The sequence below is a fragment of the Vibrio sp. 1159 genome (assembly GCF_033340395.1).
In the GTDB taxonomy this organism is placed as follows: Bacteria; Pseudomonadota; Gammaproteobacteria; order Enterobacterales; family Vibrionaceae; genus Vibrio; species Vibrio alginolyticus.
This window is the reverse complement of record NZ_JAWOWL010000015.1, coordinates 44,027-61,789: the sequence shown is the minus strand read 5'-3', so window position 1 is coordinate 61,789 and position 17,763 is coordinate 44,027. Positions and strand designations below refer to the sequence as shown.

The window sequence follows — 17,763 nt, the reverse complement described above, 5'->3', positions numbered from 1 at the left end:
ATGTACCAAAACGTCACTATCGATCTGGAAACTCTGGATACTGAAACCACTGCAAAAATCTTAAGTATTGGCATCGTTCCTTGGAATCCTGGTGAACAAGTTTGCTTTCAAGACCTGTGCGAACGCGAAGCCAGCCTTTATATCAAGATAGATATGAGCAGTTTTCCTGCTGGCTTTACTGAATCTAAATCCACGATGAATTGGTGGAATAAACAAGGTGAACAAGCTCGTCATGTCTTAGAGCCAAACGCAGAGTTAGACACCCACATAGAAGAAGCGTTACATCAGGTAAACCATCACCTAATCAAATACGTCCAGCCTTTGCAAAAAGATGGTGGGCAAATCTTTTGCCGTGGTTACGACTTTGACGGTGGGATCCTAGAGAACGCTTTTGAAAAGTGCCTCATTACCAAACCTTGGCTATACAACCGCTTCCGCTGTATTCGTACCGCTATCGACACTATTGCCGGAACACGCAATGGCTATGTGATTGAGAAAAATCCAGAAGGCTTTATTAAACATCATGCCCTTCATGATGCGGCCAAAGACACTATGACCATGCTGACGCTAATGGAGAACCAATAGTGAAGGCACTACTCGCTTATATAGGGCTTTGCGCCCTATTTAGCCTCGGCTATGTCATCTATTCAGCATGGAGATATCACGATGAGCATGACACAGGAAGAGATCAATAGAGCGGTTGATGGTGTGATGGAGCTTCGCCCTACTGGTACTCGCTTACCAAAAGAGCAACCTAAGGATTCGACCGTTACACAACGAATGAGCGATGTGCAGTTTCAGCAGGAACTGGCCGCAATTATGAAAGATGAAACACTGGTCGGCTCCGCGTTCTATTTTCGCAATCAGGACGTATCGAAAGGCGGCCGTAAGAACCTGAACTTCAATCGATACCCAGGCGGGGTAAAGTGATGGCGAGCCGTGGAATTAACAAAGTTATCCTGGTTGGAAACTTAGGCAACGATCCTGACGTTCGTTATATGCCTAATGGTACTGCAGTCGCGAACATCACTTTGGCCACCAGCGATTCTTGGCGTGACAAAGTGACAGGCCAACAACGCGAGAAGACTGAATGGCACAGAGTCGTTTTGTTTGGAAAGCTGGCAGAAGTAGCCGGTGAATATCTACAAAAAGGTTCTCAAGTTTATATTGAAGGGCAGCTGCAAACGCGCAAATGGCAAAATCAAAATGGTCAGGACCAATACACAACGGAAGTTGTCGTCCAAGGCTTTAATGGTGTGATGCAAATGCTAGGTGGTAAGCGCGATCAAAGTTGGGGGCAACCTAAGCAGCCTCAACAACAAGCACCTAAGTACCCAACCAATAATGAGCCAAACAACAGCCAATATAATGAGCCACCAATGGATTTTGAAGACGATATACCGTTCGCTCCCATTGGCTTGCAGTATCCGGCACTACTTCACTGCTGTTAACCCGTCAACCACCAAATTTGGAAGAGCAAGGTGGTTGCCCTGCTCTTCTCTCAATTCAACTATATAGGAGTTTACCGATGAGAACATTTACGGTGATTCAACTAGAGCCTAGCCGCTGGGTGAAAGAAGATCTTTTGATGGATTTAACAGGCATGTCCACCAATGAAATCAAAGACTATCGTCAGTTTCGTTGGGTTGAAGGCGTTCACTTTAAAAAAGCATCCGGTAAGAGTAGTGGTGGTGGCAAAAGTTTCAAGTATGACCGTGTTGCCATTGATGAGTTTTCAGCAAGAGAAAGGGTTGCGTAATGAACACACCAGAAGGTGTAGAGATCCGCGGTAAGTCTATCCGCATTAGTTTTACTTACCGCGAGATGCGTTGTCGGGAGACACTAAAAGGATGGGAAGTCACCAAAGGCAATCTCAAAAAAGCAGGTCATCTACGCGCTTCTATACTTTCTGAAATTTCATTAGGTACATTTGATTACTTATCTCGCTTTCCAACATCAAAGAAAGCACAACTTTTTGCGACGCCAGAACAGCGAGGTAAGAACCTTACCGTTCGCGAGTTGTTTGATGACTATATTCAATTGAAGCAAACCACAATGGCCTCTCAATCGCTTTATGTATTGAGTACTACAGCAAGGGCATGCTGCTTGTTTGTTGGAGAGGAACGAACTATTTCCACCATCACGATCATGGACGCACTCAAATGCCAAAAGTTAATGGTCGACTCCCCTACTCGCACTGGTGCATCACGAAGCGCTAAGACGATCAATAATATGATCAAACTTCTGCGCCGATGCTTTGACTTAGCGGTGAAGTCAAAGTTTATCGAGGACAATCCATTTCTGCATGTTGAGTTGCTGAGTGGTGGCTCTGGTGAACCGGATCCATTAGAACTCGAAGAATTCCACCAGCTAATAGAATCAACGACAAACCTACAGCAGCGGAATATGTTCACCTTAGCCATTTACACTGGAATGCGAACTGGTGAACTTTGTGCGTTAGCGTGGGAAGACATCGATCTTGAGAAAGGTACGATCGAGGTTACTCGCAACGTCACGATTGAACGAAAGTTCACAACACCTAAGAATAAGAAGTCAGAGCGAACTATTCACTTACTTGAGCCTGCGCTCCTCGCCCTTAAGTCTCAAAGAGAACTAACTATGTTTAGCCCGGTGAGGGATATTTTTGTGGAAGTAAAAGGATCCAACACCTTTCGCCAGGAAAGCGTTCGGTTCGTATTTATTCCAGAACGTCGTAACGGCCAAGCACCGAGTGAGACCTATAAGACGACAACATACAATCGACTATGGTCACGCGCTCTAAAGCGAGCTGCTATTCGCCATCGCTGCTCATATCAGTCTCGACATACCTACGCTTGCTGGTTGATCACCAAAGGCGCAAACCTATCTTTTATCGCAGAGCAAATGGGACACAAGAGCACTATGATGTTGGAACGTGTTTACGGCAGATTCATGAAGTCGCACTCTCACGAGCAGATCGAATACTTAAATGGGATCATGGCTTCAAATAAATAATTTTCGATTGTCCCACCAGCGCCCCACTTCATTCGGGGCGTGATACCAACCAATAAAAACAATCACTTATAGCGTGGGTGTATATTCCACGCAAATCTATACTCACGTTATCGAGCGCGGGGCTGGCGGTGTGTTGAGTCCATTATCCAGCCTTTAGAAAAACAAAGCCACCTCGAAAGGTGGCTTTGCTTTATAACTCGTTATTGACGAACACCGAGTTTCACATTGCCTTTTGAATCAAACCAAAGTGCTTGTGAACGGCGACGTCCTATTAGTATCGGACCATCGTCATAAAAGAGAAAGTTCTTCCAGTGCTTTTTAAAAATAGACCATTTCGTTTCGATGACATTGTACTTCTCGTAGCAAAAGTAAACGGTCACATCGTCTTGCCAATCGATATGTGCCTCAACTTCCGCTAGCATGTCAGGATCATCCGACTCCCAGGCAGCCATCCAATCCACAGTTTCAGACCAATTCGCCTCATTCATTGGCCAGTCTTGGGAACTAAGTCTATCCATATCAGGGCTTTGAGCACTGATATTTTCTTTCCAAAATTGTGCTGAACGGGCTTGGCTCATCGGCTTAATAAAAGCCAAATCTTCTTCTGGCATAGGCATCGACTGATGCGTAAAAATCCATTTTCTTTGGTATTCATCCAAAGGCAAATAAGACATTCAGTCTCCTTTATTACGATTTCAGCCAACCTTTCTCTGTGGCTTCTTCAATCAACTCTTTCGCTTTGTCCCATAAGGTAACAGAGCCAAATTCAATTCGTTTATTAATGGTAAGTGCTTGTTCGCGTGAGACACCATGTTCCTTCCAACTCTGACCATTATTATGGTAGTTCAAGAGCATTGGAATTAATCGATCGAGTGCTTTTGCATACTTAGCATCATCGGTCTGCGCGGCTTCAAATTCATGCCAAAGCGCCAATAGCTCTTGCTCCTGATCGCTGGGTAACATACCAAACAAGCGCTCTGCAGCTCTAATTTCTTTTTCTGCTTGCTCTTGAGACGCAGCAGTATCATAAACAAAGGTATCGCCCGCGTCGATCTCTACTACGTCATGTATCAATAACATTTTCATCACTCGGCAAATATCAACAGGTGCATTCGCATGCTCTTCCATCAATATTGCCATCAGTGCGACATGCCAACTATGCTCACCACTATTTTCGAGGCGCCCTTCAGCACTTTTAACTCGAGTTCGGCGCAAAATGCTTTTGAGTTTATCGAGCTCGATTACAAGTGCTAACTGCTTTTCCAATCGTTCCATACTATCGCCCTTCTGGCTGCCAATTCGGATTAATAAGCGACGTTAGAACGTGGTCTTGCCACTCACCATTAATCAAAAGGTAATCTTTTGCATACCCTTCTCGGTTGAAACCTACATGCTCTAGCACAGCTTCACTGCGTTTATTGTGAGGCATGTAGCCAGCTTGAATACGATGCAGTTTCTGAACGTTAAACATGTAGTCGCAAGCCATGGTTAATCCACGACGCATATAACCATGCCCTTGCGCTTTTTCAGCGAGAGAATATCCGACGTTACAAGAATAAAAAGGAAAACGACTCAAACTACTAAAGGATATCGTACCTAGCATTTCACCCGAAGAGGCTCTGACTAAAAGGCAATAATACCCCAATCCCATTCGATGCAGCTCATTGAGCTTGATAAGCTTTTGCAACCAACCGTTCACTGAGAAAAAAGCCTCTTCACGTTTCGGTTCAAACGGTTTCAGGTATTCTCGGTTGGCTTGAAAATATTCGGCAATCATATCTGCGTCACCGATTTCAGCGGTACGAAGAAGCAAGTCACCGTCCAACTTATGAACGGCGATAGATGAGCTGTTATCTTCCATTACAAATGATTAATTCCGTCTTTTCGTTCAATTCGATTAATTCTTACGTATACCGTAATCACGCAGTTTATTAGCGATTGAGGTATGCGATACATTCAAGCGCTTAGCAAGCTTGCGGCTTGATGGGAATGACTGATACAAACGTTCCAGAACTTGAGATTCATAATCACGCATGATCTCATCCAAAGAACCGTCGATGTTAAGCGTTGCACTACCAGCGCCGACTGACTGAGGCTGAGGTAAATTGAAGTGATCCGCGTTTAGTATATCACCATCCATTTCCGTGAGCGCTCGAAGAACCATGTTATCCAGCTGGCGCATGTTTCCTGGCCACTGATAATTTGCAAGGGCATCAACTAGACCATCATCAAACTCTGGCTTATCAATCCCAAGCTGTTGAGCATGTTTCGCCACAAACAACTCAAGCAATGGTGCAACGTCGTTTGAGCGCTTACGTAACGGAGGAATGCTGAGCGTAAGTACGTTGAGACGATAATACAAATCTTCACGGAACATTCCTGCTTCAGAAAGCTCGGCAAGGTTATGTTTTGTTGAAGCGATGATACGAACATCGACATGCATCTCATCTTCTGCACCGACACGACGGAAATTACCATCCTGTAGAAAACGTAACAGCTTGATTTGAAGGTGCGAACTCATTTCACCGATTTCATCAAGAAATACCGTGCCGCCATTTGCTTGCTCAAAGATGCCTTTGTGGCCTTGTTCATGATTGAATGAACCCGGCGCATGACCAAAAAGTTCGGTTTCTGCTACATCGTCAGGCATAGAAGCACAACTCAAAACTAGGAATGGCTTGCTCGCGCGGCTAGAACGGCTGTGGCAAGCTTTAGCAAGCATTTCTTTACCAGTCCCCGTTTCGCCCTCAATCAACAATGGTTGGTCAAGCACAGACAGCTTCTTAGCTTGGTTCATTAGTGCTTTATGACGGTTCGATATACCAACAAAGTGCTCAAAACCCAGAGGATTATGCAGCGGTAGTGCTTCTTCAATTCTGGCAACTTGCTGACTAGAGCGAATCGTCATTAGAGTACTCGCTAGAGTCGAGTTTTGCGCTTCGTCTCGGATATAAACGGGCATCAACTCTAGAACATAGTCCAAGCCATCAATCACAAGGTTTTCCCGCGTTCGACCATTAACACCTTCAGACCAACGAGAGAAACGAACACTTGGTAACAAAGCACCGATTTGAGTACCAATCACTTCTTGCTTGTGAAGGCCAAGCAATGAAAGTGCAGACATGTTTGCCATGTCTACGGCACCTTTAAGATCAATGGCAAAAACCGGATCGGGCAAGTTATCAACTAACGAGAGCAGCTCCGTATTGTGGCGCTCCATCGGCATAAACTGGATTTTACGTACGTCTTTCACCCCCGGAATACGGCGGATTTCAGCCATCAGCTCACTAAACGTATCAAAATCAATATCCGGGCAATTCAAATAGATAATACCGCTAATATCGATTTCGATACCACGCAAGTCGATGCTTTTAGACGCTAAAATATCGAGCAGTTCTCGGGTCAAGCCGAGTCGATCTTCACATAAGACTTCAAGACGCACTTAAAATATCCCAATTCACAACTGTCAGGAAAAGTTGACAGTAGTTTCTATCATGCTTGGAATGGCGTCAAGCAATCCTATCCATCAAAGTTGATATTCGTTACGGTTTCATCGTAATTGATGCAACTTTCGCCGCCACTGCCTTGCGTATGGTGCCCAACTTAACCTGACGGTCAGGATACCAGGGTAGTGGACGCAATAAGGTCATCGCTTTCAAGCCCAAACGTGCCGTTAGAATACCAACACCTAGTCCCTGCCCTGCACGAGCAGAAACTTTGCCAGCAAGATCCATCGACATCAAATCCATACTGGCATCAATAGCGAGCTCACTGGCTCCAGCCGCCGCCATATTGACAAATACCGCTCTTAGTAACTTGATGCGAGAGGCATAACCTAGCTCTACCCCATATACTTTGGAGAGGTTGTCGATCATTTTGAAATTTCGCCAAGCCACCAGCAACATATCAGCGGCAGCCAGAGGGCTCACGGCGACTAGGGCCGCACACTCGGTTGCGTGCTGTGATACGATTTTCGTTGCCAACTTGTCTTGTTGGCTCACCACCATCGAGTCATACATATCAAGAATTTCAGCGTCACTATGAGCAGGGTTAATACTGTTCTGCCAACGATCAAAGCCCGGATTCTCTGCCATCACACCACTTTGTTCTGCTACGGTTTCGCAAAAGGCTTTCCCTTTCCCAACGCTCTCACTATTAACAAGTGCTTCTGCTTCTTCTTGAACACTAAAATGATTTCGTAGTTTTCGCAGTTTCCAAAGCTCTTTACCCATAGCTCCTAAACCAAGCGAAGCGATCGCAGCAATAAACCCCGTCCAGCTTAAGGCTAGCCAATCAGAAGCCTGAATTGCGGTTATAACCGAGTCCACCGCTTGCCAGCCAACCAGACCAGCAAAAGTTGCAAATGCGCCAGTCGCGAGCCATTTTCTGCCCGATTTTGGACGAATGACATGCTCGAGTTGCAATTCCTGTTCGGTCTCCTGGTGCGCTTCTTTAACTTCAACAGGTACAAATGTTTCTTTTTCGCCGAATGTTTGCTGCGCCGTCAATTCCGGTTGATTCGATTGCTGCTCTTTTTCCATTACCTTTTCAGAGAAAACTTGTTTTTGCTTCAACTCACTCATTTCAATTTATCTCCAATCAGGTAATCCAATGCTTTGTCTAAGCGTATGTGCTTCACTGGCTCATCATTCGGTAAGGGCATCGGACGAAACGACGTAAAATCAAACCCGTTGTTTTGCCAATACGCTGCATTTGGTAGCTTTTTCGGCACCTCTCCGGGAAACATAGTCATCGGCTCACCACCCAATGTTGTTCCTTGTAACGCCGGGATGGTCTTATCTCCAGAGGAAATAAACCCCGTCGTGGTTGCTTGGATGGAAGCGATACTCATGCAGCTCATCTCAATATTCTCGTAGGCTGCCGTTTGCCATGCTGGATGCACCATTTGTTGGAGCAGAGACACCAAATTTGGGTGCTGATCGGGCGTGATATGATCCGCTTTTGTAGCAGCAAACAACACTTTGTCGATTTTTGGTGAGAACAAACGACGCAAAAAGCTACTACGACCATAGCGGAAGCTATGCATGATCTGTTCTAGCGCTTGGCGCATGTCGTAAAACGCTTCATCACCGGCATTGAGAGGCTGCAAACAATCCACCAGTACAATCTGGCGATCGAAGGTCGCAAAATGATGCTTATAAAACGCTTTCACGACTTTCTGTTGGTATTCCTGAAAACGGGCTTCTAACATCGCTAAGTTACTGCCCTTGGACGCTTTGCTTTCCGAATCAACACGACACGGAAAAAACTGTAGCACCGGCGCGCCTGCTAGCTCACCAGGTAATACAAAGCGGCCAGGCTGAACCCAATGAAGGCCAGCGTCTTTACAGGCATGAAGGTACTCGGTGTATGTGTGTGCAACTTTCTCAAGTAGTTTCTCATTCACTTCTGCAAAGAGATCCACTTTCTCCAGTTCAGAAAGCCAAGCTTTGGCTAAATCGCCACGCTGGCCTTTAAGTGCATCAAACTGAGTTTGCGACCACGTTGCAAAGTCCATGTCCAATAAAGGCAGGTCGAGCAACCACTCTCCTGGATAGTCGATAATATCAACATTTAAAATTGCGGTTTTACTCAACAGCTTTTTCGTAGTTTTATTTGGTTTGTACTTGAGCGCTAAGCGAATCTCACTCACATCACGTGTCGGTACTGGCCACTGAGGTGGAGTGGCATGAATTTGGCTCATCGCCTCATCGTAAGCAAAGCGTGGCACCATCATATTCGATTGAGGCTCACGCTTCGCCCCAATAAGGCGCTTATCTCTAGCCGCAGTCAAAAGAGGCAAATTGTCATGGGTTGCAGTATGAAGAAGCTGATTCACTAATGACGTGATGAATGCCGTCTTACCGGCACGAGAAAGTCCGGTGACAGCAATTCGAACATTAGAGTCCATACCTCTGTTGATAAAGTCATTAACTTCTTTCTTTATTCTCTTCATTACGCTTCTTTATCTTACTCCACTTTAAAACAACGTTGTCAGCGACTTCGAATTTCGATCTATGAATACTGTTCTATCCCGAATTCTATGAGTTTAACTTTATATACCTTAATAAAAGATGAACAAAACATCCGGCTTAATGCTGTGTTAAAAAAGAAAAGCCCCTGAGTGGTTCAGAGGCTTACTTAATCTACAGCATTAGTAACTCTATATGCGCTGATTACTATGTTAAACAGGAACCCGCTTTCTTTAAGCCTAGTCGTCTTCGATTAACTTATAGATAACAAATAGAGCGATTTCCAAAATCAACCACAACACACATGTGATGGTCACGTACTTTTCATCAAAGATGCTGATACCGTGAAGAATCAAGTCATAGCCAACAAAGCCACCTATCACTACAGCAAGAATAATTTGTAGAATCTGAATAAAACGAGGCATGCCGTCTCCTAATTATTGTTCGCATAACGTTTGATTGCTATGCCTAAAGGTTTATATCCTTAATTATATAGACAAAAAGTGCAGGTTTCGCTGCACTTTTGTCAATTGTTTGCTAGGTAAATCAGCACCTTGTCACATTCTCTCTACTGAGACGCAGCAAGATTGCCCTTTGCCTTATGCTTCCATCTCTTGAATTTTCACTTTCCAAGTGTCTGGACCAATTTGGTGCGCGTTAACACCATTTGAGTCGACGGCCACTGTTACTGGCATATCTTCAACTTCAAATTCGTAAATCGCTTCCATACCTAAATCTTCAAATGCGACAACGCGAGCTTTCTTGATTGCTTTCGCCACCAAGTACGCAGCGCCACCTACAGCCATTAGGTAAACCGCTTTGTGATTCTTGATAGATTCAACCGTTGCAGGGCCACGCTCAGCTTTACCGATCATGCCCATGATGCCGGTCTTTTCTAGCATCATGTCGGTGAATTTATCCATACGCGTTGATGTTGTTGGGCCAGCAGGACCAACGACTTCATCACCAACTGCATCGACAGGGCCTACGTAGTAAATGAACTTACCGTTTAGATCTACGCCTTCAGGTAGACCTTCACCGTTATCTAGCATGCCTTGAATACGTTTATGCGCAGCATCACGACCAGTCAGAATTTTACCTGATAAAAGAACCGTTTCGCCTGTCTTCCACTCTTGTACTTCTTCTTTAGTAATTGTGTCTAAGTTTACGCGACGCGTATTTTCGCCCGCTTCCCAAGTGATATCTGGCCAATCTTCTAGTTTAGGTGGTGTTAGCTCTGCTGGGCCGCTACCATCAAGCGTGAAGTGTACGTGACGAGTCGCCGCACAGTTCGGGATCAAACAAACAGGCTTAGAAGCCGCGTGCGTTGGCGCAGTTTTGATTTTAACGTCGACAACAGTCGTCAAACCGCCAAGACCTTGCGCACCGATACCAAGTTTGTTCACGCGATTGAAGATATCCAAACGAAGCTCTTCTTCTGCGTTTTGTGGGCCACGGTCAATAAGCTCTTGAATATCGATGTGTTCCATTAGAGATTCTTTTGCCAATACCGCTGCTTTTTCAGCCGTACCGCCGATACCAATGCCAAGCATGCCAGGAGGACACCAGCCCGCCCCCATTGTTGGTAGCGTTTTTTCTACCCACTCAGCAATATCGTCAGATGGGTTTAGCATCACCATCTTAGTTTTGTTTTCGCTACCGCCGCCCTTCGCAGCGATCTGAATTTCAACTTTATCGCCCGGAACCATGTTGATATGTACGACGGCAGGCGTGTTGTCTTTGGTATTAATACGTTTACCAGCAGGGTCCATAAGTACTGACGCACGCAACGGGTTATCAGGGTTCGTGTACGCTTGTCGAACACCTTCATCTACCATCTGCTGAACCGTCATGTCGGTCGAATCCCATTGCACGCCCATACCGATGTTGACGAAACACGTCACAATACCAGTATCCTGACAAATTGGACGGTGACCTTCTGCGGACATTCGGGAGTTAATTAGGATCTGAGCAATCGCGTCTTTCGCGGCTTGACTCTCTTCGCGGTGATAGGCTTTTTCAAGAGCTTGAACAAAGTCTAGCGGGTGGTAGTAAGAAATATACTGTAGCGCATCAGCGACACTGCTGATCACATCCTGCTTGCGTATTACCGTCATTACATGCCTCGTTATAGTTATGCTTCCATTATTGGCTTGGCTTCAATCGTGTTTGTTGAGCTTATTGCTCTTTTGAGCTTCGTTTTTTATAAACAATTGTCGAACGGCTGATATCGACACACGAAACGCTGAAGTTGCCTACTTGTAAACCATCTCAAAACCCTATGAATAGAGGGAGTTTGGCTATACAGAGGAATATGATACTCTTGCTGCCCATGACATGCCATGCAGTGAACGATCTCTTTGTCACAAATTACACAAATGAACAACATGGACAATCAATTCATTGATTTTAAAGCGCTGGAATACGCACCAGAGTTTGCTCTTCACCTTTTTTCTCGCATTCAACACCTACCTTGGGCGATGTTGCTGCGTTCTGCATCAAAAACGCATATCGATAGCCGCTTCGATGTATTGGTTGCCAACCCAATTGCAACGTTAGAAACCACTGCCGACAACACACAAGTTGAAACACCATCGAATGCCTATTCAACTCAAGATGACCCATTTGCGCTGCTTCATCAGTTGCAAGAACAGTGGCTTCCTCACGTAGAGTTAAATAAAGAATTGGATTTGCCTTTTGTCGGCGGTGCGCTCGGTTACTTCAGTTACGATTTAGGTCGCCGCGTAGAAACGATGCCAGAAGTGGCAGAAAAGGACCTCAACACGCCGGATATGGCGGTAGGTCTGTATGAATGGGCCGTTGTTGTTGACCACCAGCTAAAAAAAGCATGCTTAGTCGGTCAGAACATCGAGCAAGCTTGGCAATGGTTAAACGAGCAAAAAGCAGAACAAACCGTTGACTTCGCTTTGTCTGGTGATTGGCAGTCAAACATGACGAAAGAGAGCTACGCCACTCGCTTTGACCAGGTGCAAGAATACTTGTTGAGCGGTGACTGTTATCAGATCAATTTGGCGCAGCGCTTTAACGCACCGTATCAAGGCAGTGAGTGGCAAGCGTATCTGAAATTGGAGTCCGCAAACCAAGCGCCATTCTCAGCGTTTATCCGTATGCCTGAGTCTTCGATTTTGAGTATCTCTCCAGAGCGCTTTTTAGAGCTCAAAGATCGCGTCATTGAAACGAAACCAATCAAAGGTACTCGACCACGCAGCGAAGATCCAACGAAAGATAACGCTAATGCCTATGACTTGCAGACAGCGGAAAAAGATCAGGCAGAAAACCTGATGATTGTCGATTTGCTGCGTAATGATATTGGTCGAGTTGCATCACCGGGTAGCGTTCACGTTCCAAAGCTGTTCGATATTGAAAGCTTCCCTGCCGTGCATCATTTGGTGAGCACCATTCGTGCAAATTTGGATGAACAATACGCTCCTGCGGATTTGCTGCGAGCGTGTTTTCCAGGCGGTTCAATTACGGGCGCACCTAAAGTTCGCGCAATGCAGATCATTGAAGAACTGGAGCCGCATCGACGCAGCGCGTATTGCGGCAGTATTGGCTACATTTCACGCCATGGTCGTATGGACACCAGCATTACTATCCGAACTCTTGTAGCGGAACAAAACAAACTTTACGCTTGGGCTGGCGGCGGCGTCGTGGCAGATAGCGATTGCGCCTCTGAGTATCAAGAAACGTTGGACAAGCTTTCAAAGATTTTACCAGCGCTGCAATCGTAGATTTCAACCGTGGACAACGTCGCTTTAATGCTATTGACGAAAACAATCTAAAACGCCTCCAGAACGGTAATGCCGCTCATTTAACAGCGAGTGGCATATTTCTGTATCTCATCACCCTGCACAGCGACGAAGGAGCGTGATACAGGTTCTTCTATTCAAGCACTTTGTGGTCAAATTTGTTTCATTACCCGCTCGGCGTGCTGCTACTAGATTCTTAGTCTCGCCAAGGCTCGATAGAATGACCCAAAAAACATCGTTAAATGATCGGCATTATCCAGTGTGGTGCGTTTTTTTGTGTATTTTATTTGCATGTACTTTAGCTTTTAGCCGTTGGCCAACAAACATACTTTTTAAGAGGCAGCGTCTACTGCTCAAGCCACTTACACATAATCTGTTCAATATCGGTTGCGGTGTACGGCTTAGTGAGGATGTCGTCCATGCCTGAATCAATACACTTTTGACGCTCTTCGATGGTAGTGCCAGCGGTTAATGCAATAATAGGATGAGTAAAGCCACGCTCTCTCAGATACATCGTCGCCTCATAACCATCCATTTCAGGCATTCGGCAGTCCATGAATATCAGTTCGTAGTCTTTACTTTTCACCGCTTCTAATGCTTCTTTGCCGTTGGCTTTTAAATCAGGTGTAATGTCGAGTTTTTTCAGCATTTGAGTAACAATGACTTGATTCATTCTGATGTCATCAACCACTAATATTGAGCGTCCTGCTAAATCGCTTCGCTCTATGGTGACCAATTCCCCCTCTGCTGTGCCTTGTGCTTGCCCTTCCTCAAGAGGAATAGCAACTTTAAAAGTTGTCCCTTTGCGCTCTTCACTCTCAAAGCTAATTTGACCTTGCATCAAATCCACGAGGTTTTTACAAATCGCGAGACCTAAACCTGAGCCTTCAAAGCTGCGTTTCGCCGAGCGATCAACTTGGACAAATGGATCAAAGAGTGACGGCTGTGCTTTTATTGGGATGCCAATACCAGTGTCTTCAACCTCAAAATAAGCCGTGCCGTTAAGCCATTCCACCCGTAACACGACGCCACCCAAGTGAGTAAACTTAATCGCGTTTCCCACTAAGTTAACCAAAATTTGTGTAATGCGCTCTAAGTCACCGACTAAAAATTCTGGAATCCCCAGCTTTTTGTCGATAGAGAAATGGATGCGCTTTTCCGCAGCCTTAGCTGCAAATACACCCATGATGGCTTTTTCAAGCTCCTCCCAGGCAAAAACTTTATGTATGATTTCCATCATACCGGCATTCATCTTACTGAAATCAAGAAGATCATTAATGATAACTCTCAATAAGTCCCCTGATTGAGTCAGATTGCTCAAGTATTGACGCTGCTCTTCTTCTAATTGGGTTCGACTCAATAACTCCGCACTACCCAATACGCCATTGAGAGGAGTTCGCAGCTCATGGTTAATCATGGCGACAAACTCCTTCGTCGCTTTCTCTGATTCCTCAGCCCGCTTTCTCAGCTCGACCTCTCGCTCTAAACTTAAGTGTCGACCAATAACACCATGAACTAAGTCAGACACGAGCTCCATCTGTTTGGAAATAAAAGACTGATCGATTTGATCTTGCAACACAGAGAAAATCAACTCCCCAACCGTTTCCCCATCAATGATAACTGGCAAATGCAAATTCTCTCCCTGCCAATTAGGAGTGGTGAAAATCTCGTTGTTATGACGAAGCTGTATGTGACCAAAGTGATGACGACGCAATGAGCTCAGCTTTGTAGCGTCAAGAAACAAGTAAGCCGCAGAAATGATCGAGTTAGAAGTGAGCTGCTCAATAAAGCTCGCTATCATTGCTTCATCGAACGTGCTCGATAAAAAAGTACGACCGAACTTAATCAACGTCGCATCAATTTGCTCTTCAAACTCAAACTTACGAAGATCCTTTTTAGATTTCAGCTCCAGCTTTTTCAATGCAACACTGAGTTGCTGGTTGGATTCATATAACTCTAAGCTTTTCTGTTCCAACAGCTGCTCAGCTGCTTTTCTTGATGCAACTTCTCGTTTGAGTTTCCTTTCTAATGAGGAACTTCCCGTCATATCGTTCTTATTGAGCCTCTAACCAAAAACGTACTTTGCTGCCATCCTCTGACTGGTTTTGATGTTTGATATGAACTACCTCACCAAAATGCGCAGCACAGCCTTTTATCAATCCTAAGCATACGTGAGACATACATCTTGCGCTGTGGTAGTCAAATACCAATTGGGATTGGTTTTCACTAATGAAATCAAATTGCGGAGGGTTAGCATCAGGATAGAGCTTCTTAACTTCGACATGAATAAAGTCTTCAACATGGCGAACAAATTGAAACGTCGTTTCACACTGTTGCAAACTGGCGTGACTAGGAATGGAGCGAAGTAAATTCAAAAAGACGCACTCTCCAAACACTTCTTGCAGTTGCTCGGGGGGAACACCAGATACTTTACTGAGATTCACGATCAACTTAACCAAGTCTTTGTGATCGTAACTACCAACAGCGGTGTAAACACCTTCATCGTTAGAAAGATCGAGAACTTGGTCTAACACATCAAGACCGAATTTCTCTTCTACTAACTCCATGAACTCGGTGAAAATAATCCCTTTCATTGGCCAATACTTGTCCTATAGTGACGTCCTAAAATAAAGAATGGTGTATAACCTTATAAGTTTCAAATTAATATGTTCAAGCAGAGTGAGACACACAACACAAAGAGGGAAAGTGCTGGCGAGTGCTTTAATGCGAATGTTTTATTTGGTAACCAGTAACGATAACGCCATACGCTTTGCCGTCTTTGAGTATAATAAATAATGGTTAGGCACGATAAATAAGGACTCAGTTTGGTTATCGACAAAACTCATTTACTACAGAACTTTCAATTTCGGCTTCCAACGGGCTACCACAAAGAGTCCCTTGCACGACTGAAATGGATGAAAGAAAAGTCCCTGAGAGATGCGGCAGTCTTAATCGGTTTTGTGGAACGCGATGACGGGTTACAAGTCATTCTGACTAAGCGTGCAGCCCACTTACGCCATCATCCGGGACAAATCAGCTTTCCCGGTGGCAAATATGAGCAGGAAGATATTCAGCTCGTGAATACCGCTTTAAGGGAAACCAAAGAAGAAGTTGGGATAGAAGATGAGCATATTCATGTGTTTGGTCAACTGCCTACACTACCAACGATTAGTCAATTTAATGTGACACCTTTTTTGGCTTTTGTTTCTCCGGAATATAAAACGCATATTGACCCAAATGAAGTAGAGTCAGTTTTTGAGGTTCCTGCCAACCATATTCTGAACCCCAAAAAATTGTATAGCACCAAATTTGACCTAAAAAGAAGCAGTCATCGTGTATTTGCTATCCCATATAGACAGCATTTCATCTGGGGCATGACGGCACAAATTATCGAATCAATGCAAAAACATATTATTTCACATTAAACAGTTGTTGATATCGGTGCTTTTATAGGCGCGATCATTATGCGCATCAATATTAATAAAACGTTGCTTCATAAACATTCATTCACATTAGATTAATTTTCCATTTTCACCGCAAACGCTTGCGGTGAAATAAATTTATACAAACAGCCCTATTGATAAGTTTTTCTAATTTTACTCATTAGCAGAAATCACGAGTAGCACATCATTTTCGTGATAAAAAGCAGGTTTTTGACATATCATTCAATAAGCGTAAGCAATAAATGATTTAGATCTAATTTTCCTAGTGTAAAATCTTGCAAAATTACTCCCGACTTATTTCCTGTTCCCAAAATGAGTAACTAAAAAATGAATACAACTACTTCTGCGGTTTCTACCGCACAATCGTCTAGTAAGTTTTCTTACAAAGACTTTACCTGGTGTCTGTCCCTTTTTGGTACGGCAGTAGGTGCAGGTGTACTGTTCCTTCCTATTAAAGCAGGTGCAGGTGGCTTCTGGCCATTAGTAATCCTAGCCCTAATTGCAGCACCAATGACTTGGTTCGCACACAAATCTTTAGCTCGTTTCGTTCTTTCTGCGAAAAACCCTGAAGCGGACATCACCGACACAGTAGAAGAGCACTTTGGTAAGACTGGCGCAAACCTTATTACGTTCGCTTACTTCTTCGCTATCTACCCAATCGTACTTATCTACGGTGTTGGTATCACAAACACAGTTGACTCTTTCCTAGTTAACCAAATGGGCATGGAATCTATTCCTCGCTGGCTACTTTCTGGTGCACTTATTGCTGCAATGACAGCAGGCGTAGTATTCGGTAAAGAGCTTATGCTGAAAGCAACTTCAGCAATGGTTTACCCTCTCGTGTTCATCCTACTAGCACTGTCTGTATACCTAATTCCTGGTTGGAACACTTCAATGATGGAAGTGTCACCTGACTGGGGTGCAATGCCAGCTATCGTTTGGCTAGCAATCCCTGTTATTGTGTTCTCTTTCAACCACAGCCCAATCATTTCTCAGTTCTCTAAAGAGCAACGTCGTGTATATGGTGATGACGCAGTTAAGAAAACTGACGCTATCACTGGTGGCGCAGCAATGATGCTGATGGGCTTTGTTATGTTCTTCGTTTTCTCTGTTGTACTTTCTCTGTCTCCAGAGCAACTAGCAACAGCGCAAGAGCAAAACATCTCTGTTCTTTCTTACCTAGCAAACGTGCATGAATCTCCACTGATCTCTTACATGGGTCCATTGGTTGCTTTCGCAGCGATCACCTCTAGCTACTTTGGCCACTTCTTAGGTGCGCACGAAGGTCTAGTTGGTCTAGTGAAATCTCGTTCAAAATCACCAGTAAGCAAGATCGAGAAGATGTCTCTAATCTTCATTGTAATCACAACTTGGATCGTTGCTATCGTTAACCCAAGCATCCTAGGTATGATTGAAACAATGGGTGCACCGATGATTGCGGCAATCCTATTCTTGATGCCAATCTTCGCAATGCAAAAAGTTCCTGCGATGGCTAAGTACAAAACTTCAGCACCTGTGCAAATTTTCACAGCAATCTGTGGTCTTGCTGCAATTAGTTCTGTAATCTACGGCGCTCTTTAATCA

The 17,763-nt window shown here is 44.5% G+C and carries 18 protein-coding genes and 1 pseudogene; 9 read left to right on the top strand and 10 right to left on the bottom strand.

Annotation, left to right across the window (positions count from 1 at the left end; all coding sequences use genetic code 11):
* From R7127_RS13450 to R7127_RS13425, 6 genes and pseudogenes are all read left to right on the top strand, one after another.
* Nucleotides 1–585 (top strand): 3'-5' exonuclease, encoded by a 585-nt coding sequence (locus tag R7127_RS13450; protein ID WP_318148412.1) that lies wholly within the window; start codon nucleotides 1–3, stop codon nucleotides 583–585.
* A gap of 81 nt (nucleotides 586–666) precedes the next feature.
* Nucleotides 667–930 carry a hypothetical protein gene (locus R7127_RS13445; protein WP_318148411.1) on the top strand — a complete coding sequence of 88 codons (264 nt, stop codon included), beginning with the start codon at nucleotides 667–669 and terminating at the stop codon, nucleotides 928–930.
* Nucleotides 930–1,451, top strand: coding sequence for a single-stranded DNA-binding protein (locus R7127_RS13440; RefSeq protein ID WP_318148410.1), 522 nt, complete (start codon nucleotides 930–932; stop codon nucleotides 1,449–1,451). Before R7127_RS13445 ends, R7127_RS13440 begins: the two co-directional genes overlap by 1 nt.
* Nucleotides 1,452–1,528: 77 nt before the next feature.
* Complete coding sequence (gene xisR / locus R7127_RS13435) at nucleotides 1,529–1,759, top strand: excisionase family protein (protein ID WP_014232338.1); 231 nt, start codon at nucleotides 1,529–1,531, stop codon at nucleotides 1,757–1,759.
* On the top strand, nucleotides 1,759–2,994 hold the full coding sequence (locus R7127_RS13430; RefSeq protein ID WP_318148409.1) for a site-specific integrase: 1,236 nt from the start codon (nucleotides 1,759–1,761) through the stop codon (nucleotides 2,992–2,994). The genes xisR and R7127_RS13430 overlap by 1 nt, the downstream gene beginning before the upstream one ends.
* A 52-nt stretch (nucleotides 2,995–3,046) precedes the next feature.
* A pseudogene (locus R7127_RS13425) lies at nucleotides 3,047–3,151 on the top strand (integron integrase); the annotation flags it as partial.
* A gap of 43 nt (nucleotides 3,152–3,194) precedes the next feature.
* Here the strand turns inward: R7127_RS13425 and R7127_RS13420 are convergent.
* From R7127_RS13420 to R7127_RS13385, 8 genes are all read right to left on the bottom strand, one after another.
* Nucleotides 3,195–3,668: a DUF2947 domain-containing protein gene (locus R7127_RS13420; RefSeq protein WP_033905624.1), complete on the bottom strand. Its 474-nt coding sequence runs from the start codon at nucleotides 3,666–3,668 to the stop codon at nucleotides 3,195–3,197.
* A 13-nt stretch (nucleotides 3,669–3,681) separates the two neighbouring features.
* Nucleotides 3,682–4,269, bottom strand: coding sequence for an HD domain-containing protein (locus R7127_RS13415; RefSeq protein ID WP_005376917.1), 588 nt, complete (start codon nucleotides 4,267–4,269; stop codon nucleotides 3,682–3,684).
* Nucleotide 4,270: 1 nt separating this feature from the next.
* Entirely contained in the window at nucleotides 4,271–4,855 is a 585-nt protein-coding gene (rimJ, locus tag R7127_RS13410; protein ID WP_005376916.1) for a ribosomal protein S5-alanine N-acetyltransferase, read from the bottom strand.
* 36 nt (nucleotides 4,856–4,891) lie between these two features.
* A complete protein-coding gene (gene tyrR / locus R7127_RS13405) occupies nucleotides 4,892–6,436 on the bottom strand; it encodes a transcriptional regulator TyrR (protein ID WP_017820442.1) in 1,545 nt (514 codons plus the stop codon).
* Between the two features lie 100 nt (nucleotides 6,437–6,536).
* On the bottom strand, nucleotides 6,537–7,577 hold the full coding sequence (locus R7127_RS13400; protein ID WP_005388274.1) for a YcjF family protein: 1,041 nt from the start codon (nucleotides 7,575–7,577) through the stop codon (nucleotides 6,537–6,539).
* A complete protein-coding gene (locus tag R7127_RS13395) occupies nucleotides 7,574–8,950 on the bottom strand; it encodes a YcjX family protein (protein WP_033905625.1) in 1,377 nt (458 codons plus the stop codon). Before R7127_RS13395 ends, R7127_RS13400 begins: the two co-directional genes overlap by 4 nt.
* A gap of 255 nt (nucleotides 8,951–9,205) precedes the next feature.
* On the bottom strand, nucleotides 9,206–9,391 hold the full coding sequence (locus R7127_RS13390) for a hypothetical protein (RefSeq protein ID WP_005376906.1): 186 nt from the start codon (nucleotides 9,389–9,391) through the stop codon (nucleotides 9,206–9,208).
* A 174-nt stretch (nucleotides 9,392–9,565) separates the two neighbouring features.
* Nucleotides 9,566–11,083 carry a fumarate hydratase gene (locus R7127_RS13385; RefSeq protein ID WP_005376905.1) on the bottom strand — a complete coding sequence of 506 codons (1,518 nt, stop codon included), beginning with the start codon at nucleotides 11,081–11,083 and terminating at the stop codon, nucleotides 9,566–9,568.
* Between the two features lie 270 nt (nucleotides 11,084–11,353).
* Between R7127_RS13385 and pabB the strand changes: the two genes are divergently transcribed.
* On the top strand, nucleotides 11,354–12,718 hold the full coding sequence (gene pabB / locus R7127_RS13380; protein ID WP_033905626.1) for an aminodeoxychorismate synthase component 1: 1,365 nt from the start codon (nucleotides 11,354–11,356) through the stop codon (nucleotides 12,716–12,718).
* 364 nt (nucleotides 12,719–13,082) lie between these two features.
* On the opposite strand, the gene R7127_RS13375 is transcribed toward pabB, so the two are convergent.
* Together R7127_RS13375 and R7127_RS13370 are read right to left on the bottom strand one after the other, a co-directional pair.
* On the bottom strand, nucleotides 13,083–14,783 hold the full coding sequence (locus R7127_RS13375; RefSeq protein WP_017820446.1) for an ATP-binding protein: 1,701 nt from the start codon (nucleotides 14,781–14,783) through the stop codon (nucleotides 13,083–13,085).
* Between the two features lie 7 nt (nucleotides 14,784–14,790).
* Nucleotides 14,791–15,330: a heme NO-binding domain-containing protein gene (locus R7127_RS13370; RefSeq protein WP_005388282.1), complete on the bottom strand. Its 540-nt coding sequence runs from the start codon at nucleotides 15,328–15,330 to the stop codon at nucleotides 14,791–14,793.
* A gap of 231 nt (nucleotides 15,331–15,561) precedes the next feature.
* Between R7127_RS13370 and R7127_RS13365 the strand changes: the two genes are divergently transcribed.
* Entirely contained in the window at nucleotides 15,562–16,161 is a 600-nt protein-coding gene (locus R7127_RS13365; protein ID WP_005376901.1) for a CoA pyrophosphatase, read from the top strand.
* A 345-nt stretch (nucleotides 16,162–16,506) separates the two neighbouring features.
* A complete protein-coding gene (locus tag R7127_RS13360) occupies nucleotides 16,507–17,760 on the top strand; it encodes an aromatic amino acid transport family protein (RefSeq protein WP_005388284.1) in 1,254 nt (417 codons plus the stop codon).
* The last annotated feature ends 3 nt before the right edge of the window (nucleotides 17,761–17,763 follow it).